We start from the raw sequence: 21,432 nt of genomic DNA on the forward strand, positions 1-21,432 counted from the left end.
CAGTCTAGAGAAGGGCGGACACGTTAATAAGACGCAAAGTGTCGTCGATATGCTGTTTGTTTTGGCTAAGTGACGAATATGCTGGTCGGTTTGTATGGTTGATCGATCGAGGCGTTCAGTTACACCGGCTGGCCGCGGTCGATCTTGCTGCTGAGGATGATCGAGGTCGTGGTCTTCTCGACACCATCCACGCTGCCGATCAGGTCCAGTAACTGGTCCAGTTGCTCGGGAGAATCCGTGCGCAGCCAGGCGACATAATCGAACTCGCCACTCACCGCACAGAGTTGCTGAACCTGCGCCATGGCACTGAGGCGCCGCACCACTTCCTTGCCCGAGCGGGGTTGTACGGTGATGCCGACATACGCCTGCAACCCGCCACTGACCACGCGCTGGCCAAGGCGCACGCCGTAACCGGTAATCACTTTGCTGCTTTCCAGGCGCGCGAGCCGCGAGGTGACGGTGGTGCGGGCGATGCCCAGTTGCCTGGCGAGCATGGCGACGCTTTCACGCGCGTTGATTTGCAGCGCGGCAATCAGCTGGCGATCAATTTCATCCAGTACAGGCGGGCGGGTATCGGGCACGGGCGGTTCCTTAAAACTTCCAGCGTTTGGCGGTCTTGGCCAGACGCGCCTGCAGGCCGTCGAGGTTGAGCGCCAACTGCTGAGTCATCAAGTGGTAGCCCTTCAGCTCGGTAGGGATGACGGCCTTCACTGCAGGTGTCGCTGGTGTCTCTGGTGTTTCCGTCGTACGTTCCAGACGCTCGGTGGCCCCGGTTTGCAGGGCGCGCGCCATGCCGATCAGTTGCCGGCGAATCTGGCGGTAGTCAGCGTCCAACGATGCCTTGAGTGTCTCGTCAGCAAGCTGATTCAGGTTCGCCGGGCGAATATTGGCAAGAATCTCCAGGGTGCTCAGGCACATGCGGAAGTGGCCCTGAATGGCGTCCAGCTCGACCATGGACATCTTCACTTCCTTGGACACCGACGGCAGCAGCGAGCGCAATTGCAGCATCGTTCCGTTGAGCCTGGCGGTCAGTTTCAAATGCTCGTCAGCGGTAACCGGCTGGCCCTGCACGATGCGCCCGTAGACCTTGGCGCAGTCACGCAAACCACTGGCCAAATTGTAGCGCCAGGAAAACACCGCATACAGCGGCAGGGCGAAGGAGAACGCCAGGGCCAGCGCGATACCAATCAGGATATCGACGGTACGCCACAGGCCGTCACTGATCGGGTTGTAACCATGACCGGCAACGATGAACAACGTGATCGCCGACAGCAGCGCGGTGTAACCGCCTTTGCCAATGGCGTGATAGGCGAAGAAACCGCACATCACCGACATCATTGCGTAGGTCAGCAACGGCATTTCCAGATAGCCCTGCTGGACCACCACGATCAGACCGAGACCGGCACCGATCAACGTTCCGTAGGCCCGTTCGACCGACTTCTTGCCGATATTGCCGTGATGCTGCAAACCGCCGATCACGATCAGCATGGTCACCGACGCCCACTCGCCATGGGGCAGGTTGAGGCCAGTGGTCAGCAGAATAGTCACCAGCAGGCCCACCGCAATCCGCGCCGCGTGGATCAGCCGCGCATGCCGATAACGGCGATACGGGTCCAGCAAAGGACGCAGAACAGGGCGAAGCCAGGAGGGTATGAAAGCAGAGCGCGAATTCGTCATGCGTTAAGAGACCGCGAGGGTAGGGAAGAGATTCCCTGATTGGATGATGGCAGTCCTCAGTAAGCCACATTTTGATGGGGTATGGGTGGGGTATGTCGATGATCAGTGACGTGGCATTGCGCACTTAAGGTGTAGGAATGAAGCGCCGAGGGCAGTGATCACGATTTTTATGTGTAATTAAGATGTCACTTAATGACACTTTATGAGGGTTAATGTGTTCTTTCGTGATCTATTATTTTCTGGTCCACGTAGCTATCCGTGTTACTTTGTTTTTTCTCGAACTCCTGCGCCTGCCCGCTGGTAACTGCTCATGAAGGCTTTTTTCCCCGTTCAGTGCACCGACACGCTTTTGCGCATTGCCCTGCTGGTAAAGCAGACCAGGTTGCAGCAAGGCATCCGCCAGGTCGATCTTGCCGAAAGGCTGGGCATCTCGCTTCGTACGTTTCGACGTATCGAGGCAGGGAATGCCGAAGGCGTATCGCTGCGTGACTTCATGCTGGTGGTCTGGGGGCTGGGGGTGTCGGAGCGATTGTTTCAAGGGCTTAGGGATGACGAGTCGTTCAGTGTCGAGCAGCTTGAAGCTGCCGACCGAAAGCGTGTCCGCCTGCCTCGACACAAGCCGGAGGACTTCTGATGGCCCAGGCTTATATCTACATGGAATGCCCTGTCAGCGGAGAGAGACTGACGCTGGGCAAGCTGACGATTCAGGCTGGCGTCGGGACATTCCAATATGCACCGGATGCGGTGCAGGAAAACATCTGGGTGCCGGATCCTTTCAGGTATCCACTGTCCACGCGATCCTACACCGTGACTAAAAATGGTGGCGTCCCGGGTTTTATCGATGATGCCATGCCCGATGGTTGGGGAGAGCGGTTGCTGCATCGGGTTGAAAAAGGCCCGTTGGACTCGATACAGCTGCTGCTCAAGTCGCCCAACAGCGACAGAGCGGGCAATATCATGGCCGGCCTGTCGCGTGTCGCGCAGGACGGGCTGGGCCAGACGCCTCCCAAAGCCTTTCGTGCCAAAGGGCTCGATCATTTCATCGATGCCTGTGAAGCGATCTATGACAGCCAGCTCAGCGCCGAGCAGCTGGAGGTTCTGAAGGTAAGGGATCAGCGATCTTCCGCTGGTGGCGCACGCCCCAAGCGAACTTATCTGGGCGACAGAAAACTGATTCTGGCCAAGCCTCGCGACAAATTCGATCACTATGACCTGCCCTCCGTTGAGCACGCCTGCATGACCTTCGCAGGGCTTAAAGGGTTGCAGGCGGCCAACACCTCTCTGTATCGCGGCGAGCGGATCAATACACTGTTGGTCGAGCGTTTCGACCGCGCTTTTGATGAGCAAACCCATCGCTTCCGCCGACTGCCGATGCTCAGCGGCTTGACCTTGCTGGACGCCGAGTGGAAGGCCCGTACGCACCCCGACTGGCAATATGCGGCACTCGCCGATGAGCTGTATCGTCGTGGTGCGCCTGACGTTGATCGGCAGGCGCTGTATCGGCGCATGGCCTACAACGTGCTGGTCGGCAATGCCGATGACCATCCCCGTAACCACGCAGTCATCTGGAAAGAAGGTGGCTGGAGGTTATCGCCGATGTACGACGTACTGCCCATTCTGGACGAAGGGCCTGCTCAGGCACTTGCCATGTCAGTCGGCATCGAAGGGTCGCGTCTCAACCGAGGCAATCTGCTCAGTCAGCACGCTCACTTTGCCTTGAGCAAGGAACAAGCCGAGGCGGCGCTGGACGAGGTGGCCGGTTGGGAAGCCGAACTGCATGATTACTACAGCCAGTTCCTGTCCGGTGCGGAACTGGATGCTACAGTCGATGCGACCAGTGGCGCACGTCTGAAGCGCTAGCAGCTCCTTCTGCTGTGTAGGGTTCTACGGCAAGGGCAGATTGATCTGGTAGCGAGTGCTGCGGCCTCCACCGGGTAGGCGAACCAGGCAGTTTTTGGCAAGCAGATCACTTAAGTGGCGGGTAGCGGTGGCCTTCGAGACCTTCGCCACTGCCTGATACTGCGCTGCGCTCAGACCGTTCTCAAAGCCACGCTCGCCGCCATCCAGTAGCCGATTCAGCACCTTGACCTGTTCGACGCTCAGGTCGTTGTCGCGATGTAATAGCCAAAATCGCGTTTTGCCCAGTACTCGTTCTATATGAACCAAGGCGTTTTCAATGCTTTTCAACAATGTGCGCAGGAACCATTCCAGCCACTCGGTGATATCGGTCGTGCTTTTCTGACTGGTCTCCAGAACGTGGTAATAGCCGGCGCGGTCAGCAAGGATGCTGGCGGACATGGCAAACAGTCGTATGGCTTGCTGATCGCCCTGAGTCAGCGCCAGGTCTGTAATGGCCCGAGTCAGGCGACCATTGCCGTCGTCAAACGGATGCAGGGTTACAAACCAGAAATGCGCGATACCTGCCCGCACGAATGGATCGAGCGTCGGATCACTTTGACTGCTGGCAAACCAGTCGAGAAAATCTTCCAGCTGTTGCTCAAGTCCAGCCCGCGGTGGCGCTTCAAAATGCACGATGTGTCGATCAAGTCTCCCTGAGACCACCTGCATAGGTTCGTCGCTACGCAATTGACCAACCAGGATGCGAGCAGACACAAAGCTGTCCTCTTCCGGGAACAGCCAGCGATGCCAGGTACACAGACGTTGCAAGTCAAGTGGCTGATCATGACCACGTGTGGCGTCCAGCATCAGCTCGGCCAACCCCTCGCTGCGAGGGCTATGCTTGCCGTTATCGGCGATCCCCAGGCGGCGTGCCAGCGACGACCTGACAGAATCTGCATTCAGTCGCTCGCCTTCGATGGCGGACGAAGTGACGATATTCTGCAGCAGGGCATTCAAGCCCTCGCACATTTGCGCATCGCCACCCACTGCACCGCTCATACCCAGCAAGCGACCTTGAGCCTTGGCGCACGCTCGTATCAACGGTGCAAGGCGTTCTTCGCGCCAATGGAAGCGCGGCCAGTTCGGCTGTTGCCAGATCCAGAGATGTTCGGACATCGTATCCGCCTATGCAGTGAGCCGAATAAAAAGTTAATCGGCTCATGAAGTGAGCCGATTGTGGTGATTATTCGGCTCACCGTCCAGATGTGCTTATCGAGGCGGCACGGATTACGTGAGAGCTCATCACGGTCTGTGAGTCATTGAACCCGAAGTGTGAGGCGTCTGCTGTAACTCGCGCAGCAATGTGGCGGGTGACTCTCACACCGCATCCTGCTAGATCAACTGTATAGCCCCGGACCAGGGCGCTGTTCAACGACCTCTGCTTTTGCTCATTGAGTTGCAAGTCCGACACATGAACACCTGGTGGGCAATCCGCCACCTTCGTTTTGTTGTTCAAGATTCGTACAGCCAGCCTTTGCCATATTCGCCTTGCCAGCCTGTTCTCTTGCCTCGGTGAGAGCTGCAGCGCTCCAGCCAAGATGTATCAAAACGGACATATTCCGGACACGCAACGACCACAGAATTCGCGCCAATCGCTGACGGACCGGCTCATAACCAGAAAATCTCAGGCACCTCCTTCAGACGAGCTAATACCTGCTGCCATGAATAACCTGAACCTGTCGACGCTAGGCCAGAACGAACAATCGCTGGACGTGATTTACGGTCCTATTCAACCTGAGCTGCTACGTGAGGAAGTGCTGGCCGATCTGCTCGAAGCCAGTGCCCGGCGCAATCCGCAGCATGTGGCATTGATCTTCGGCGAGCGTCAGATCAGTTATGGCGAGCTGGACCGGCAGGCCGATCAGGTGGCTTCTGCGCTGATCGATGCGGGTGTTCGGCCGGGGCACATTGTCGGTCTATGGTTGCCACGCGGCATCGAGCTGCTGGTCATGCAGGCCGGCATCGCCAAGGCGGGCGCTGCCTGGCTGCCCTTGGATCAGGACACGCCGGTGGAGCGCCTGCAGATTTGCCTGGAGGACGCCAGCGCAGTCGGGCTGGTTTCCTGTGATGCGTTGATGCCGGTGTTGGCCGATACCGGCTTGAAGGTGTGGACTGCCGAACACCTGCTGACGCCGACCGACGCAGCGTTGGTGCGCCGCAATGGTGTGCTTCCCGAACATCCAGCCTATGTGATCTATACCTCCGGCTCTACGGGCAAGCCCAAGGGCATTCTGATTTCCCAGCGCAGCATCTGCCATTTTCTGCGCAGCGAGAACGCGATACTCGGCATTCGGGCCAGCGACCGGGTTTACCAGGGCTTTTCCGTGGCCTTCGACATGTCCTTCGAAGAAATCTGGATTGCCTATCTGGTGGGCGCGACGCTGTGGATAGGCCCGAAGGAAACCAGCGGTGACCCCGAAACCCTGCCGCGCTTGCTGAATGAGCAGCGCATCAGCGTCTTGCATGCGGTGCCCACTTTGCTGGCGCTGTTCAGCGAAGACGTTCCCGGCTTGCGCTTGATCAACCTGGGCGGCGAGATGTGCCCTGAGTCGCTGGTAGATCGCTGGGCAACGCCGAACCGGCAGATGTTCAACACCTACGGCCCTACCGAAGCCACTGTATCGGCCAGCCTGGCGCGTCTTTCGCGTGGTCGCCCGGTGTCGATTGGCAAACCGTTACCCAATTACGGGCTGTTGGTCATCGCCAACGATTCTGCGGTCGGGAGCACCCTGGCGCCCAGCCTGCTGCCGCGTGGTGAGGTCGGTGAGCTGTGCATTATCGGCCCCGGCCTGGCCGAGGGGTATCTTGGCCGACCGGACCTGACCCAGGAAAAATTCCTGCCGAACCCATGGTCCACCGGCTATCACGATGCGCGTCTGTACCGAACCGGCGACCTTGCCCGGATCGACGACGAAGGGCAGGTGCAGTGCCTCGGGCGGGCCGACGATCAGGTAAAAATTCGCGGCTTTCGCGTCGAACTGGGCGAGATTGAATCGCTGTTGGCGCAACAGCCTGGCGTGGGCACCGTTGCCGTCCTGTTGCGCAACGAGGCGGGCGTTGATCAGCTGATTGCCTATCTGGTGAGCGACACTTCTGCGCCTTCCGCATTCACAAGTCAGTTGCGCAAAACCCTGCAGGCACAGTTGCCGCCGTACATGGTCCCGGGACACTTCGAACTGCTCGACAGCATGCCGCGCCTCACGTCCGGCAAAATCGATCGCAAAACGCTCAAGGCCCGGCCGTTGACGGTGGATGCCAAGGCCGCCAGCGCAGACTCCGATGTGGCGCAAACCGAAGGTGAGATCGCACTGTTTGCCGCGCTGAGCACGCTCTTCCCCGGCATGCCGATCCGCCGCGATGCGGACTTTTTTACCGATCTGGGTGGGCATTCCTTCTTTGCCGCGCGTCTGGCCTCGGCGCTGCGGGCCAACCCGCGTTTCGCCCAAGTCACGGTGCGCGACATTTACCAGCATCGGCGTATCGGGGCGATTGCCAAAGTGCTGGACCAGGCGCCACAAGAGGTGGACGCGCCGGTGGACTGGACGCCTCCGTCAGCCTGGCGTCGCTGGCGCTGCGGCGTGGCCCAGGCGCTGGCATTGCCGGTCATGGTCAGCCTGCGCATGACCCAGTGGCTCGCACCGTTCTTTACCTATCACCTGCTCACCGGCTCGCCCGACGACTCTGTCGCGCTGGCCACTCTGGCGTCGATCTCGGTGTTTCTGATTGCCACCGTTCTGCAGTTTTTCATCGCGCTGGCAGCCAAGTGGCTGATCGTCGGCCGCCTTAAGCCTGGGATCTATCCGCTGTGGGGCGTTACCTACTTTCGCTGGTGGGCCGCAGACCGCATGGTCGAGTCGGCGCCGACTTATCTGCTGAGCGGCTCTTCACTTTATCCTCTGTGGCTGCGCGCACTGGGCGCGAAAATCGGGCAGGACGTGATTATCGGCGGGGCTACAGTACGGGCTCATGACCTGCTGGAAATCGGTGACGGGGTCAGCGTCGGCAACGGTGTCAGCTTCGAAAATGCGCGGGTTGAACGGGGCCAGTTGCATTTGGGGCGTATCGCCTTGCAGGACAATGCCTGTGTCGGCTCTTACGTGATCATGGAAGGCAATACGGCTGTAGGCCCGTGGGGGCATCTGGAAGCCCAATCGGCCATGGCCGATGGTCGGGAAGTTCCCGCTGGACGCATCTGGCAGGGCTCGCCAGCGCGTGATGTCGGCGCGTTCGATACGCTCGGTCAACCTGCGCGGCCTGTGACCAGCCCTGCGCGTTTGCGGGCAGAAAAACTGTTCTTCGCCTTCGGCGTACTGCTGATCGCGACGCTGTTCTTCATCCCGGTCTTCCCGACCTTTTTCCTGATCGACTGGTTCGACACGCAGCATGTCTTGCCATGGTTCGAGGGCAGCGGGCCACTGGGACAACTGGCGCGCTATTTCCTGCTCGCGTTCCCGGCCAGTGCGGTGCTGATTGTCGCGACTGTTCTGGCGTCTGCGGCATTGCGCTGGATCGTTTTCCCGCGCCTCAAACCGGGCCGTTATGAGGTGCACAGCAATACCTACTGCGCCAAATGGCTGATCAGCCAGATTCAGGAAGCGAGCCTCAACGTGCTGTCCGGCATCTACGCCACGGTGTATTCGCCCTTCTGGTATCGGCTGTTGGGCGCGAAAGTAGGGCGTGATGCCGAGATCTCCAGTGCGCAGGGCGTCATCCCGGACATGCTGACCCTGGGCGATGAAACCTTTATCGCCGATGCGGTGATGCTCGGTGATGAGCGCATCGACGGCGGCTGGATGACCATGCAGCCCACGGTCGTGTCCCATCGCAGCTTTGTCGGCAACGGCGGATACATCGCGGACGGCACGGTACTGCCGGAAAACGTCCTGATCGGCGTCCATTCCTGCGCACCGCACAACAGCAAAATAGTCGACGGCGACACCTGGCTGGGCTCCCCACCGATCCACCTGCCGGCCCGCGAGCAGGTCAGTGGCGCTCCCGAATCGCTGACCTTCAAACCTTCACCACTGCGACGCCTGGCCCGCGGCCTTGTCGAAGGCGTGCGCATCGTCACCCCGCACGCGGTGGTGATCGCCGTCGGCTACACGGTGATGCTTGACCTGATGCCTCTCGCTGACGACAAGCGCTGGGGCGCGGTGCTGGCCTACCTTGCAGTGATCGGCGTGGCGTACAGCGTGGGTAACTTTCTGCTGATTGCGGCCCTGAAATGGCTGGTGATGGGCCGCTATCGCAAACGCGCTGACCCGATGTGGACGCCCTTCGTATGGCTTTCGGAGGGCATCACCAGTCTGTACGAAGGCATGGCCGCGCCAAACTTCATGCGCTACTTGCGCGGCACGCCGTGGTTGCCGCTGGCGTTCAATGTGCTCGGCTGCAAGATTGGTCGCGGGGTTTACATGGACACGACCGACATCACTGAATTCGACTGCGTCAGCATCGGCGCAGACAGCGAATTGAACGCTGGCGCCTGCCCGCAGACCCACCTGTTTGAAGACCGAGTCATGAAGATCGACCACGTCAGCATCGGCGAACGCGTGTACATGGGCCCACGCAGCGCCGTGCTGTACAGCGCCGTCGTAGGCAACGATGCGCACCTTGGCGCACTGACCCTGGTCATGAAGGGCGAACACATCCCTGCCGGCAGCCGCTGGGCCGGTTGTCCCGCGTCACCTGACAGGGCATGAAGTGCGGGGCGAGCTGGGCATTCGATGAAGATGGCCGGCTTGCCCCGCCAAAGCCTTTCCCTCGGCAGAATGTATTGCTGGTCAGCTGCGTTACCAGGCCGGGCTGTGCAAGGGATGAAGCCAGAAACCGCATTCGGACTTGCGTGCGTACCGCCGTGGAACAGTGGCTCGAATTGCCATCGGGCGCGATCACGTTCATCAGCGCCCCTGGTGTCGCGCCGCGATTGCTTATCGACGGGCTGCCGGTGCCCGGGTTTTCCATCAGCCACGAAACCGGATGCTCGCTGGCTGCCATCAATCTCCAAGGCGCAGTGGGCGTGGACTTGATGCAGGTTCAGACGGTGCCGGACTGGCATGCTGTCGCGCAGGATTATCTGGGGGCTGAGGTTGCTACCGGCCTGTCAGGCTTGCCCGAGTCGATTCGCACTATGGCGTTTGCCAAGGCATGGTGCAGGCGCGAAGCGTTTTTGAAGTTGCACGGCTTGGCGCTTGAGGAATGGACGGCAGTGGGCGGGTTGCAGGGTGTGGGGGTCGAGGTTGAATTGGGGGAGGGGATGGTGGGGGTGGTGGCGTTGAGTCAGGTTTTGATGGACTACATGAATCAGGCTGAGCGGCGTGCGGCACCTTGATTGATGCGCTGCTGCCAATCGAAGATGAGTGCACGAATGTTCTAGACTCACCTTCTGACGTCAGCGATAACCAATCGCTTTCATCGATTCAGGTGTTCTATGCCTTCCACACACTGGATAGACCTCGCTCGCGACCTTGATACCGGCATCGAGACGCTGCACGCCCACTTTCAGGGGCATGCCTATGATCCCCATTGGCATGACAGCTATCTGGTGGGCGTTACCCGGCAAGGTGTGCAGCAGTTCAATTGCCGCCGTCAGCGCCATGCCAGCACGCCCGGGCAGGTGTTCACACTGGAGCCGGGAGAAATCCATGATGGCAATGCCCCGTGCGCCGAAGGGTTCACCTATCAGATGCTGTACCTGGACCCGCATTGGCTGAGCCGGGAGCTCAGTGGTTTGTTCGAACAGGCTCCCGACCGGCATCTGCCTTCTTTCGTCAACACCCTGCAAACCGAATCACGGCTGGCTCACGCGGTCATGTTCGCTTTCACGGCGCTGCACCAAAAAGAGTTACGCATCGTTCGTCAAAGCGCGGTGGATGAATTACTGGCGCAGCTCATTGATTGGGTGCAATGGCGACGGATGACCGATCCCGATCCGCGCTTGCCGCAGGTGGCCTTGCGGGCGAGGGATTATCTGCACGCGCATCTGCACCAAGACGTGGGCATGAACGAGTTGGCAGCTGTTTGTGGTGTCGACCGCTTTCGCCTGACGCGGGCGTTCAAGGCCGCCTTCGGCCTGCCGCCTCATGCATATCTGGTACAGCTGCGCCTGGCCAAGGCCCGTCGAATGCTGGCAGCCGGAATCTGGCCCGCTCGGGTAGCCAGCGATCTGGGCTTCGCTGACCAAAGCCATCTGGGCCGCTGGTTCATGCGCGCCTACGGACTGAGCCCGGCGGCCTATCGCTTGCGCTGCTCAAACCTTCCAGACTGATCCTGTGGCATGTCGCAGCATGGGCTTTTTCAGCCCTGGATTGCCGATCATGCTGCCTTTCATACTGTTCGCCTTCGTCGCCTCGATCACCCCCGGCCCCACCAACATCCTGGTATTAAGCAACAGTGCCCGCTTCGGCTGGCGCGCCGTTGTACCGTTGATTCTGGGAGCCTGCACCGGCGCTGCACTGTTGGTGTTGCTCGTCGGCATGGGTGTCGGTCAATCACTGCTCGCGATCCCCAATGCCCAGCGCGTCATGGCATGGGTCGGGGTGCTGTGGCTGAGCTGGCTGGCCTGGAAAATAGGTGCCAGCCCGACCGACTCGATCGAGCGGCAAAACAGCCTGCCGATGGGCTTTATCGGTGGCGCAGCACTGCAAATAGTAAATCCCAAGACTTGGGTCATGGCGCTGGCGGTAGTCAGTGTATTCAGTCAGCGCAACCCGGTGCCTTACCTGGCGCTGGTGTTCTTTCTGATTTCCTTGCCGTGCCTCGGCAGCTGGGCGCTGATGGGCGCAGGTTCGACCCGCTGGCTTACATCGCCTTGGCGAGTGCAGTGGATGAATCGAGTGCTGGCTGTTTTATTGCTGCTGGCGGCGTGGATCGGTTTTATGGACAGTGTCTGAACGTGTGCTGCATGCCTGGTTTGGCAGTAGGCACGCGAAGAGTCGGCTTCATTTCAAAGACTGATCTTGTCGAGCAACTCGCTATTTGCTTGTGACGTGAGTTTTGCTCTTCAACTTGTTGTTTGCTCTGCGGTCGTCATCTCTTCTCACCGCAGAGCTTATATGGCGTCAGATTATTCCGGTGTTTGCGCACCGCTGGTCCTGGACATTTCAATAGGCTTGGTCGCCGCGTTGAAGAAGGCCAAGTGATAAGCCAGGCCGACGAACACTGCGCCGCCCACCGCGTTACCCAAAAATACCGGAACGAAATTGTCGCCGAACTGCGCCCAGCTCAAGGCGCCAGCGAAGATCGCTGCAGGAATGACGAACATGTTGGCGACGATGTGCTGAAAGCCGATCGCAACGAATGCCATCACCGGAAACCACATGCCGACCACTTTACCGATCACATCCTTGCTCGCGTAGCTGAGCCACACCGCCAGGCACACCAGCCAATTGCAGCCAATACCCGAGATGAAGGCCTGTTCGAAGCTGGCCCCCACCTTGGCATTGGCGATGGCCACGGTCTTGGCCATGAAGGCGCCTTCAGTCAGGCCCACCACATGGCCGAAACAATAGGCGACGAACAGCGCGCCGATCAGGTTGGCCAGCGTCACCAGCAACCAGTTGCGCACCAACTGACCCAGGCCGATACGCCCGGCGAACAGCGCCATGGGCAGGCTCATCATGTTGCCGGTCAGCAACTCGCCACCGGCCAGCACCACCAGAATCAGCCCGACCGGAAACACCACAGCGCCAAGCAGATTGCCCAGCGACGCCCACTCGTGAGGGATCATGGTGCTGACATGAATATCGAGAAGAAACCCGAGGGCAATGAAGGCACCTGCCAGAAAGCCCAGGATCATCAGCGACGGCAGGCCCAGGTGGGCCTTCTTGACGCCGCTTTCGACGGCAATTTCAGCGATTTGCTGCGGGGTGTTCAAAGACATGGTGGGCTCGTGCGTGGTCGTGGGCTGAGCGGGGGGGATTAAAAGCTCAAGCGGTGCGCGCATCTGTCGCACCGGGAAACAACGTTACGGAATGTTTCGGAGGATGGCTAATCGGATGTTTTGATCGGGTGATTGAGAGGGTCGATGACTGGGCAGGTTTTCGCGGGAGTGGGCTTATAGCTGTTTGGTTGGCAGGTTTGTAGTGGGTCGACTAAACCCGATCACTGAGTTGTCAGCTACCGAGCCATCTTGGAAATGCTGACTCAAGCGCTCAAGCCAGCGGATTCTGACGCAACTATAGGCAACGGAGCAAGGCGCCAAGGCTTCTGTAGGACGTTTACTCGTTTCGCAACACGATCCTGTTTTTTACTGCATCCGGCTTGGTATTGCCCGGCATCACCCCATAACTATCCCTGTCTCCATAAACCGCAAGGACAGACCATGACCAACCCAACCGAAACCGCCATCCTTGCCGGCGGCTGCTTCTGGGGCATGCAAGATTTGTTGCGACGCTACCCCGGCGTGCTGCATACGCGAGTCGGCTACACCGGTGGTGACGTACCGAACGCCACCTACCGCAACCACGGCAACCATGCCGAAGCGATTGAGATCGTGTTTGACCCGGCGGTAATCAGCTACCGGCAGATTCTTGAGTTCTTTTTCCAGATCCATGACCCGAGCACGCCTAACCGGCAGGGCAATGATCTTGGGCCAAGCTATCGTTCGGCGATTTACTACCTGAGCGAACAGCAAAGGGATATTGCCGAAGATACCGCGGCTGACGTGGACGCCTCCAAGCTGTGGCCGGGGCGTGTGGTCACGCAAATCGAGCCCGCGAGTGAGTTCTGGGAGGCGGAGCCGGAGCATCAGGATTATCTGGAGCGGATACCGAACGGTTATAGCTGCCACTTCATCCGGCCGAACTGGAAGTTGCCGAAGCGGGCTTGAACCTGAATCGCACCGGGAAAGGCCGCGATAGGGGAGAGCGCAAAAGCTGACCTGCCCCTGTCATGCAGGCAGCTGTAGTGGTAATCAGACACTTCTATCTGGCGATATTCTCGCCTGAATGAGTGTCTGGAGTTAGACCACTACAGGACTGTATCTGAGAGGACCTCACCAAAAACACAAAAGCCTCGCAGTGCGCGGCTTTGAGTATGGTGGGCTCACACGGACTCGAACCGTGGACCAAAGGATTATGAGTTAGCTCGACAAGCTGCAAGTCAAGTATAATCCAGCGTAGGTTAGCACATGCGAGCTCATCTGCAGGGCGCATACAGCCTACGTTTCTAGTGAATTTATGAAAGGTTAGCGAAGCCAGCAACTGTACCGCCAGTGTACCGTCGGGGGACGTCATCGAGCGGGGGCGGGAAGCATGCGAGAAATCGGCTAAACCAAGATTACAGCCGCCATGGGTAGGATATGATAGGAAATGTATCAGGGAACGGTCGGAGAGTTTTTATCAATCCGACGCTTGGATGTGGCTCTAATTGTTCATACTGTTATTTGGGGAGTCAGGGAATCAGCATTGGTCAAAAACCTTTGCCACCAGTAAGTGCGGCTTTTTTATATGATGGCCTCGTAAATTTTCCCGATTTTCAACCTGGCAGGCATGGATCTTTAATTTCAATTGGTTGCTATTCCGAATGCTGGAGCAAGGGGAATGTAGCTGTAACAGTTGACTTTATCGACCTTGCACTTGCGTTAGGTAATCCGATACAGCTCGCCACCAAACGCAAGGTGACTGTGCAGCAGTTGAAAGATGTCTCAAGAAAAATTACATGGCCTGGCCAGCTATCTGTCTTCTTATCCTGTGCGACTATTTCGCAATGGAAGACTCATGAAAAAGGTACGGCAAGTCCTGCAAGTCGATTCTCTGAAATCTCTGAAATAAAAGAAACTGGAGTCAATGTTTGCCTATATATTAAGCCCGTGCTTAATGGTGTGACCATCTCAGATTTGGAGCTCTTTTTTGATCTGGTGGAAAAGCATCAGCTCCCTGTTGTTGTCGGGGAAATGTTTTTCTATGACAAGTTTTTGCAACAAGATGTACTTGAGGCTGCGCCGATTCCCTCGCTAGGGCTATACGTTAAGAAAGATGACCAGCAAATTGAGATTCTGGAATTTTTTAGGAATAAAGGGTATATTGCATTTCGGAGCAGTACTGAGATGATTGATCACTGGAGGGCGGAATGAGCACCAATAACGAAATTCTTTATGTTAAAGATCATTTTTGTGAGATCGAAAGTCTGGGTCTTAGTGAGGCGATTTCAAAGTTTTCGAATGTTGATTCATTGTTGGTTGCATTGCTAAATTCGCTCGGTTTTTCAAGTGTGTTTAAAGAGTCCGTGGCAGACCTCTGCGTGTATTATGTGATGGAGCAAAGTGTTCGCAGGGATTTACTGGTTTTTGACTCTAAGTCATACAAGCTGCTTGGTAATACAGCATCCGACCTAGAGGCGGCATTTGGCCTGGTAAAAGCGATTGAGGGGCGGCTAAGTGATGCAATGTACTTCCCGCCCGATCTAAGAAAAAAGGTGATCAGCTCAGTTATTGCTGATTTAGGTGTGACTGAAGAATTCTACGCTGCTGTGTTGTCGAACTGGAAAGCGTATAGGTAATTTTATGGACTTAGTGCAATGGCTGAACAATTTCACCAATAATGTTGTCGGTGCTATTATTCTTGCGATCTTAGCAGTTGCAACGGTTGTAACTATCTTGGACTGGTGTGGTTTTCTGCCAGTATGGATCTCCAGGTTAGTGTTTAAAAATCGCGTCGACGAAATAAAGTCCATTCTCATTGATATGGGGGTTGATTTTAAAGAACAAAAAAAGCATAAGTTATTCTATAAGATTTCTTCTTTCTTTAAAAGGGAAGAGGATGTCGTTTCAACGGTAAAAGAGATTATTTCAAGGAATTTGAAAAAAGGAGGATTTCAAGTAGGGAAGACCAAAATGTTTAATGTTCCCGAGTATGCCGACTTGATGTCGGGCTCTTGTGCTCCTAGGGATGCTGAGCTTATGGCGAGATGCCTAAGTACTTATTTCAGGATGAATTACAATGCCTTCAGTGATGCGAACTTTGATTTGGTTGTCACTCCCAAAGGAGGTTCTCCAATTATAGGCTATGAGTTTGCGAAACTGCTGGGGAAACCGTTTGCATTGCATGACTGTAATGAAGTGAAATATCACTCGCAGTCTGAAAGCCTTGATAAAATCTCTCGTTTTGACTGTGCGATTGAAATAAAGAGCGGCATGGTTGCTCTTGTTGTTGACGATAGTACAACTGGCGGGCGTAAGGTCAATTCTTTGGTTGGTGATCTTCGCAAATTAGGTTGCGTGGTTAGCGACTGCTTGGTTGTATTTGAGCCGCAAGGGAAAGATGGAGGGAATCTGCTTTCTACTAATGGCGTAAGATTGCATTCTATTATTAAACGGTGACAATTTTGGGCAAGATTATTGTTGTTGAGGGTATTGACGGAAGCGGGAAAAACACCCAGACAGATAAAATGCTTAAAGCATTCCTGTCGTCAGGAGTTGAGGCTTCCAAAATCTCATTTCCACAGTACGGAAAGACATTTTTTGCCAAGGAGGTTGCCAGTTATCTGAATGGCGAGTTTGGTAGTATTGAACAGATTTCTCCGAAGTTGTCAGCCATGTTGTATGCAGGCGATAGGTTTGAGTGTAAAGAGGAGATTGTCAACAAATCTACTCGTGACAGCGTTCTTATTTGCGACCGTTATGTGTATTCTAACGTAGCTCATCAAATAGCCAAAGTCTCGGATGAAGATCGTAACGAACTTAGAGAGTGGATTGAGGCGCTGGAGTTTGATGTGTACAAGTTGCCAAGGCCAGACTTGACAATATTTTTGGACGTTCCTCCGAAAGTATCTAGTGATCTTATATTCAGGAAAGATGCTCGTAACTATACGGACAAGAAAAAGGATTTGCACGAAGAAGATGATAGCTATCTTTTAAAGGTCTATAAAATTTTTAAGGATATGGCTGTTCGAGAAAATGACTGGGTAGCGATAAACTGCTTTGAAGACGGAAGGTTGCTCAGTGAGAATGAGATTTTTGCATTGATTCAGAACGAAATGGCTTCGCGCGGACTTCAAATTTAGAGCGCGCATGCGATTGATGCTCCGTCGTATGGGGTTTTCGAAACCTATAGAGACCCCTTGGTGCTTGAACAGCCGAAGGCCATAGTAGCCCTAGATGCGCCTAAGCGCGGACTTCGGCAAGTAACTGCATAGCCCGTACAAGTTACTCGCGGCGGGCCTCCACGCGGGGATCTTGGTCGGCGGTGGGCTGTTGTACTGAGGTACGCGCTCCATGAACCCCACATGCAAAGCGCCTAGCTGATCCCCGATGCTGTGTTTCTGATTTATTTCTGAAGCTCGCACGCCATGCTGCCACCCGATGCCAAAGTCGAAAAAATCTAGTCGGTGGCTATTTTCATGAGTGTATGAACAATTTTGGCTCATGCGAAGCTGTTTGACTTTAAACACTCCAATGTGGTGTTTGGAAATTGTCTGATCGGCCTGACTCCAGATGTAGTCTGCTGGAGCCGCTGAGATGCGCAGCATGATCTGGTACTGCTGCGATTGAGTTTTGTACTGCTCAATCTGCTTTGTCACCGCAGCGACATTTTGAATCGCGCTGACAGTCGGCTGGCTCAGATTCAATCCATCTACAACAGGGATTCCGGCGAATGCAAGGTGAAAGGGCAGGGCGCTTGCTACCGCGAAAATCCACTGCTGTTTCTTCAACTTTCGATTCTGGCTCGTTCCTGGATGGCCATCTTTTCTGATGCGGTCAGCAATATTTCGAATCGCTGTTTAGGCTCTTTCAGACCTTCTGCTTGACGGTAGAGCTTAAGGCTAGAGTTAATATCCGCCTTCAGGAAGACTCTAAAGATGATTGTCACTGCTCTCTTTGAACGTCCACTGATACTCTATTGATCTTGTACAGGCTGACATGTCCACCCTCTGCTTTGCTTGGGTCAAAAAGGGCTAAGTTCATTCCGTCGCTTACTGAACTTCGGTAGATTACCCCGTCGTATCCGCTTTTCTTAATGAACTCACATAGATACTGACTTGGTACATAGTCAATCGCTGCACCTTGAGGTAGAACTGGCCTGGTAAGTTCCTCCCCCAAACGCTCAAGAAACGGAATGTCGGCACGCAGTTGCCCGATTGCACTTGCGTCACCCAGCAAAAATGGCGATACCAGCTTTCGTGGATTTCTAAGGTCTACTGCTCGGAGGGGAGCGGTAATTTTGAATTCAGCTACGCATGCAACTTCACCAGTATGAGGGCGGACTTCCGAGGCTGCTGTGTCCGGCTGTGAGCCAACATACAAATATGGGATTCCGGGAGGATTCGCTCGGCCATGGGAAGCTAGACAATTAGGGGGAGGCCCCATATCTTTGATTTCATAATTTGTTTCGCCAGTACGAATCCTAGCTCTGTACCATAATTGTGGTAAGTCATCAGCGGGCAGGTGAGTCAATAATTCTTTAAGCCGATCAGTATCTAATGGTTCATCAAGAAAATATCGGTTTTTGTACATTAACTCGTCGCGTAAAGTTTCCCATCTAACTAGTACTTCGCTTATATACTTCTCGGACGGAGAAAAGTTTCGACGAACGATATCTCCATCGTCAAGTATTTCACCCAGCAGCTCCTTGGCGTGAGCAATATCCATCTTTGTGTGCGAAAAAAGCTCCCAGTCCTCTTTCAGCCACTCAACTAATAGCTTACCATCCGTATCTGGTTCATATATGCTTATCAATAAGTGGAACCATTCTGCTAGAATTCCAGGCTCTACTAGATTCTGATCGACTGAGTCACAAAAATCACATTTTCCAACTGTTTGAGAATTCAGCGGAATTATACTGTGTCTCAATCCGCGGTCACCAAAACATTCTGGGCAGCAATGGGCTGGCATATTATTCTCAGCTAAAAAATTTGGCTACGGTCTCGATATGGTGATTCAGAGAGATTTTCTTTAAATAGCCTAGTCCTGGGAAATGCCCTTTGCTATGCAGCGAACGAAGCTCTTGCAAAGCATTAGTCTCGTATAAATTAGATGTTCCGGAGTTGAGCTTGTCGATTAGCTTGTCAAGCGCTTCAGCAAATTTTCCCGCTGGATCGGTAGGAGTGTCTTGGCTAGTGGATACAAAGTGATATATAAACATTGCATCATCTTGGTCGGGATCAATGAATGTTAAGTGGATTGCGACTGCATAAGCTGGCCCGCCAGACTCCGAGTAGTCATCTCCAACGATCGAGAAATCTCCGAAAGCGTTCATGCCTTCATCTTGGAAGGTCACGTTAAGGTCTGAAAATAGTTCTACCGGTGGATAGTCTCTATTTCGACGGCGCTTGAAGCCATCTCGGAGAAGAATACGCTCACTTCCGCTGAAATGTTTCCGATATGTTTTGGGACAGAAGCTCTCATTGAAAATGTGTCGCGCTGTAGGGATAGTTTCTCCCAGCTCGTGCGCTAACTCCTTCCCGTGCGTGAATCCAGCATGGATAAAGTTTAGTTGATGTCGGTGATGACGCTCGCAAAGCTGCATCGCCTCAGCTATCCCCATATCTTGACGGAGTAGAATCCCCGCTCCAATCGATGAGTTATTAATATATCCTCGTACAAATTCAGTTATGCCTGCCCCATTCTCCCGATGATCACCATGATAGGGATTGACGATCACTATTGCTTTCCCCTTCGCTTCGCAAACAGCTTTTATAGCTCTGTCTAAACCACTTAGCGCCTCTCGGACTGGCTCGACTATGGGTGCAAAATTTGAAGCAGCCATAAGAGATGCATTTTCACGAATAGAAATTAGTTCGAACTGTTTTCCACGAAAATATGGGTAGTACATTCAGATTATTTCCAGTCCATGGCTTGAGCTAGAGGAAGATTTACTGCGTTGATAAAGCGCTGCTGTTGATCTTTGCTCCTTAGCTGTACTGATAGAGCTATTGGGCGCAGTGATAGAGGCAACTGCTGAATAAATCCACTAAGAGGAGCGAGGCTACGCGTCCGTTTCAGGGTGCTGACCATAGCCTTATGAACTTCTGCTGGTGCGAGTTGTGCGTACAAGTCCCGCATAGCACTGCGTAAAATGGTATTTGGTAAGTCAGGAACCACCAATCCAAAGTCGTTCAGAATTGAACGAGCTTCATCGGAACGCAGAGATTCGAAGATTGTGACAGAACATACACTCTCCGACTTGTCAACTGCTGCGCGAACCTTAGAAATCTGGTTTCTGCGATTTAAGCACATCACTCCAATATCGGGGGGTGTATTGTCCAACACGCTGTTTACATGCGCTTCACCTGCGATAACATATATCTTGGCAAAGACTTTCCGATAATTTTTAATCTGATTTTCTAGACGTGCGAGCGAATCTCGTTCAGATTTGATCTCATAGACAGTTGCTGTTCCGTTTAGAATAGCCAAATCGGCTTTGCAGGCACCAGCGCGAAACTCTGTCAACATGCTTGCACTATTTAAGGAGTGGGTGCCGAGCAAGACGTTCTGGGTTAATGCAGCACGATAGACATACTCGTCACGACACCCAGACCTTCGGAGAATCGCAAAGGCTGCATCGAAGCCATCAGCCACCGTGTGGTGTGACACCAAGTCTATGCCCGTTTGCGAAAATAGCCGAGAAAACAGCGCCGACTGCCCTTTCCGTGAAATTTCCCGGAAAACACCTGGGGAAAACAGCCGTGAAAGCGCTGAGAGTTGTGATGCATTAGGTGACACGATGCCTCCGCAGACCGCTTGCCTAGGATTTCAAAGCGGTAAGCAATTCTAGACCATTCACACGCAGCGGGGAATTTCTGAGTCGATCTGCACAGGCAGTCTGTGCCGATTGGACCTCGTGATGCCGCGTGAGTCTTGGCTTACGGCGGCTACCGCTGGGTGTTGGGTCCGAGAAGGTGCCTGGTTCGGCTCGGCCGTCGGCGAAAGCGCGGATGAACCTAGGTCGGACTAGGTCACTTGAGGCTCCATCGCTCCAAGCTCGCGCGAATGGCTGAGCTAACCAGGTCAGTGTGTTTGTCGATGATCCGGCTTAGTGCCTCGATTCGCTGAACAGTGACGGGTTCGTAACTCCCCTCATTCAATCGCCGGGCAATCTGGTTAAGGTTGCGGCCTAAGGCCAACAACTGATAGTTGGACTCACCTAGTGCGTAAATTTCAGACGTCCCAAACTTTGGTTCGTGCGTAAGTTCAGCGCGGATGGCATCAATAATCCAGCGACGCATTGAGCACCGCTCAATATGTGCCCGCTCTTTTATTGAATTTTTCTCGGAAGTGGTCAGCAGGATTTCAAAGCGTTGTTTTGTTTCTTGCTCGTTCTCGATCTGGCGATAGGTTTTAGGTGCAAGAGGTTCATCAACAGCCTTAAGTTGTCGCTCGACAGCCTCTCTGATTGCGGAGCTAGGGGCTCGGCCTAGCTGTTCGCAATATTTTTCCTAACGACTTTTAAGTTCAGGCCCTAGACGGACACTCAGAATCGGCGATCTTTTCTCAGTATTCATGGGATGGGGCCTGTGCTCGCAAACAAAGTGACATCCGTGATGTATGACGCTTTACCGGCGGTTAGCCTATCCTGCACTAGTATTTCGTGACAATGAAAACGTCGTCATGACGAAGAATTAGGAGCTCATTATTCGACGGTTGAGCCAAAGTTATATAGTTGGTTTGCCAATATATAGTGTTTTGATTTTAGCTGATGCGTCACTAGCTTTTGGACAGAGAAAAACTTCGTCATGACGAAGTTTCCTGGACGGTCGGTACTTCAGGTCATAGCACCATAATGAGATAATTGTTTCGCCAAAATACTGTTTTTTGGTTTCTAAAACGAACGCTGAAACCGCCTCGCTGATGCTGCTTGCATTATGGGCGCGGCCCCTAAAAGACGGGGCCTACACCGGGTAAGACTGGCGCATAGTCAC

19 protein-coding genes and 1 pseudogene are annotated in these 21,432 nt (G+C 54.5%); 11 read left to right on the forward strand and 9 right to left on the reverse strand.

Features of this window, described 5'->3' with window-relative positions; genetic code table 11:
* Nucleotides 1-119: 119 nt before the first annotated feature.
* Nucleotides 120-581: an Lrp/AsnC family transcriptional regulator gene (locus JOE34_RS08535; protein WP_003395085.1), complete on the reverse strand. Its 462-nt coding sequence runs from the start codon at nt 579-581 to the stop codon at nt 120-122.
* Nucleotides 582-591: 10 nt separating this feature from the next.
* Nucleotides 592-1,677 carry an FUSC family protein gene (locus tag JOE34_RS08540; protein ID WP_003422666.1) on the reverse strand — a complete coding sequence of 362 codons (1,086 nt, stop codon included), beginning with the start codon at nt 1,675-1,677 and terminating at the stop codon, nt 592-594.
* 310 nt (nt 1,678-1,987) lie between these two features.
* On the opposite strand from JOE34_RS08540, the gene JOE34_RS08545 reads away from it, so the two are divergent.
* Both JOE34_RS08545 and JOE34_RS08550 read left to right on the forward strand, forming a co-directional pair.
* Nucleotides 1,988-2,311 carry a helix-turn-helix transcriptional regulator gene (locus JOE34_RS08545; protein WP_003316216.1) on the forward strand — a complete coding sequence of 108 codons (324 nt, stop codon included), beginning with the start codon at nt 1,988-1,990 and terminating at the stop codon, nt 2,309-2,311.
* Nucleotides 2,311-3,537, forward strand: a complete 1,227-nt coding sequence (locus JOE34_RS08550) for a type II toxin-antitoxin system HipA family toxin (protein WP_161421595.1) — start codon at nt 2,311-2,313, stop codon at nt 3,535-3,537. Before JOE34_RS08545 ends, JOE34_RS08550 begins: the two co-directional genes overlap by 1 nt.
* 24 nt (nt 3,538-3,561) lie before the next feature.
* Here JOE34_RS08550 and JOE34_RS08555 read toward each other — a convergent pair whose 3' ends face one another.
* The gene (locus tag JOE34_RS08555) at nt 3,562-4,692 is read right to left on the reverse strand and encodes a Fic family protein (protein WP_161421597.1); all 1,131 of its coding nucleotides are present in this window, start codon (nt 4,690-4,692) and stop codon (nt 3,562-3,564) included.
* 545 nt (nt 4,693-5,237) lie between these two features.
* Between JOE34_RS08555 and JOE34_RS08560 the strand changes: the two genes are divergently transcribed.
* The 4 genes from JOE34_RS08560 to JOE34_RS08575 all read left to right on the forward strand — a co-directional run bounded on the left by JOE34_RS08560 (nt 5,238) and on the right by JOE34_RS08575 (nt 11,468).
* The gene (locus tag JOE34_RS08560; RefSeq protein ID WP_209995553.1) at nt 5,238-9,278 is read left to right on the forward strand and encodes a Pls/PosA family non-ribosomal peptide synthetase; all 4,041 of its coding nucleotides are present in this window, start codon (nt 5,238-5,240) and stop codon (nt 9,276-9,278) included.
* The gene (locus JOE34_RS08565; RefSeq protein WP_209995563.1) at nt 9,275-9,907 is read left to right on the forward strand and encodes a 4'-phosphopantetheinyl transferase superfamily protein; all 633 of its coding nucleotides are present in this window, start codon (nt 9,275-9,277) and stop codon (nt 9,905-9,907) included. Before JOE34_RS08560 ends, JOE34_RS08565 begins: the two co-directional genes overlap by 4 nt.
* Before the next feature lie 99 nt (nt 9,908-10,006).
* On the forward strand, nt 10,007-10,843 hold the full coding sequence (locus tag JOE34_RS08570; RefSeq protein WP_209995565.1) for an AraC family transcriptional regulator: 837 nt from the start codon (nt 10,007-10,009) through the stop codon (nt 10,841-10,843).
* A 49-nt stretch (nt 10,844-10,892) separates the two neighbouring features.
* The gene (locus JOE34_RS08575; RefSeq protein ID WP_209995567.1) at nt 10,893-11,468 is read left to right on the forward strand and encodes a LysE family translocator; all 576 of its coding nucleotides are present in this window, start codon (nt 10,893-10,895) and stop codon (nt 11,466-11,468) included.
* A gap of 173 nt (nt 11,469-11,641) precedes the next feature.
* Here the strand turns inward: JOE34_RS08575 and JOE34_RS08580 are convergent, their stop codons facing one another.
* Nucleotides 11,642-12,457, reverse strand: a complete 816-nt coding sequence (locus tag JOE34_RS08580) for a formate/nitrite transporter family protein (protein ID WP_010419263.1) — start codon at nt 12,455-12,457, stop codon at nt 11,642-11,644.
* 441 nt (nt 12,458-12,898) lie between these two features.
* On the opposite strand from JOE34_RS08580, the gene msrA reads away from it, so the two are divergent.
* The 5 genes from msrA to JOE34_RS08605 all read left to right on the forward strand — a co-directional run bounded on the left by msrA (nt 12,899) and on the right by JOE34_RS08605 (nt 16,578).
* A complete protein-coding gene (gene msrA, locus JOE34_RS08585; protein WP_010419266.1) occupies nt 12,899-13,405 on the forward strand; it encodes a peptide-methionine (S)-S-oxide reductase MsrA in 507 nt (168 codons plus the stop codon).
* A 471-nt stretch (nt 13,406-13,876) separates the two neighbouring features.
* Entirely contained in the window at nt 13,877-14,650 is a 774-nt protein-coding gene (locus JOE34_RS08590; protein ID WP_209995569.1) for a hypothetical protein, read from the forward strand.
* Nucleotides 14,647-15,075 carry a hypothetical protein gene (locus JOE34_RS08595; protein WP_010419272.1) on the forward strand — a complete coding sequence of 143 codons (429 nt, stop codon included), beginning with the start codon at nt 14,647-14,649 and terminating at the stop codon, nt 15,073-15,075. Before JOE34_RS08590 ends, JOE34_RS08595 begins: the two co-directional genes overlap by 4 nt.
* A 4-nt stretch (nt 15,076-15,079) precedes the next feature.
* The gene (locus JOE34_RS08600; RefSeq protein WP_010419274.1) at nt 15,080-15,895 is read left to right on the forward strand and encodes a phosphoribosyltransferase; all 816 of its coding nucleotides are present in this window, start codon (nt 15,080-15,082) and stop codon (nt 15,893-15,895) included.
* Between the two features lie 5 nt (nt 15,896-15,900).
* The gene (locus JOE34_RS08605; RefSeq protein ID WP_010419277.1) at nt 15,901-16,578 is read left to right on the forward strand and encodes a deoxynucleoside kinase; all 678 of its coding nucleotides are present in this window, start codon (nt 15,901-15,903) and stop codon (nt 16,576-16,578) included.
* A 402-nt stretch (nt 16,579-16,980) separates the two neighbouring features.
* On the opposite strand, the pseudogene JOE34_RS25820 reads toward JOE34_RS08605, so the two are convergent.
* The 5 genes and pseudogenes from JOE34_RS25820 to mobC all read right to left on the reverse strand — a co-directional run.
* Nucleotides 16,981-17,226 (reverse strand): annotated as a pseudogene (locus JOE34_RS25820) (conjugal transfer protein TrbJ); the annotation flags it as partial.
* Between the two features lie 154 nt (nt 17,227-17,380).
* Complete coding sequence (locus JOE34_RS08615; protein WP_245227002.1) at nt 17,381-18,364, reverse strand: RES family NAD+ phosphorylase; 984 nt, start codon at nt 18,362-18,364, stop codon at nt 17,381-17,383.
* A 49-nt stretch (nt 18,365-18,413) separates the two neighbouring features.
* Complete coding sequence (locus JOE34_RS08620) at nt 18,414-19,346, reverse strand: sce7725 family protein (RefSeq protein ID WP_010419287.1); 933 nt, start codon at nt 19,344-19,346, stop codon at nt 18,414-18,416.
* Between the two features lie 5 nt (nt 19,347-19,351).
* The gene (locus JOE34_RS08625) at nt 19,352-20,236 is read right to left on the reverse strand and encodes a sce7726 family protein (RefSeq protein ID WP_251007350.1); all 885 of its coding nucleotides are present in this window, start codon (nt 20,234-20,236) and stop codon (nt 19,352-19,354) included.
* Between the two features lie 233 nt (nt 20,237-20,469).
* On the reverse strand, nt 20,470-20,739 hold the full coding sequence (mobC, locus tag JOE34_RS26110; RefSeq protein WP_010419294.1) for a plasmid mobilization relaxosome protein MobC: 270 nt from the start codon (nt 20,737-20,739) through the stop codon (nt 20,470-20,472).
* Nucleotides 20,740-21,432: the final 693 nt, after the last annotated feature.

It is taken from the genome of Pseudomonas sp. PvP028 (assembly GCF_017832255.1).
Classification (GTDB): domain Bacteria; phylum Pseudomonadota; class Gammaproteobacteria; order Pseudomonadales; family Pseudomonadaceae; genus Aquipseudomonas; species Aquipseudomonas syringae.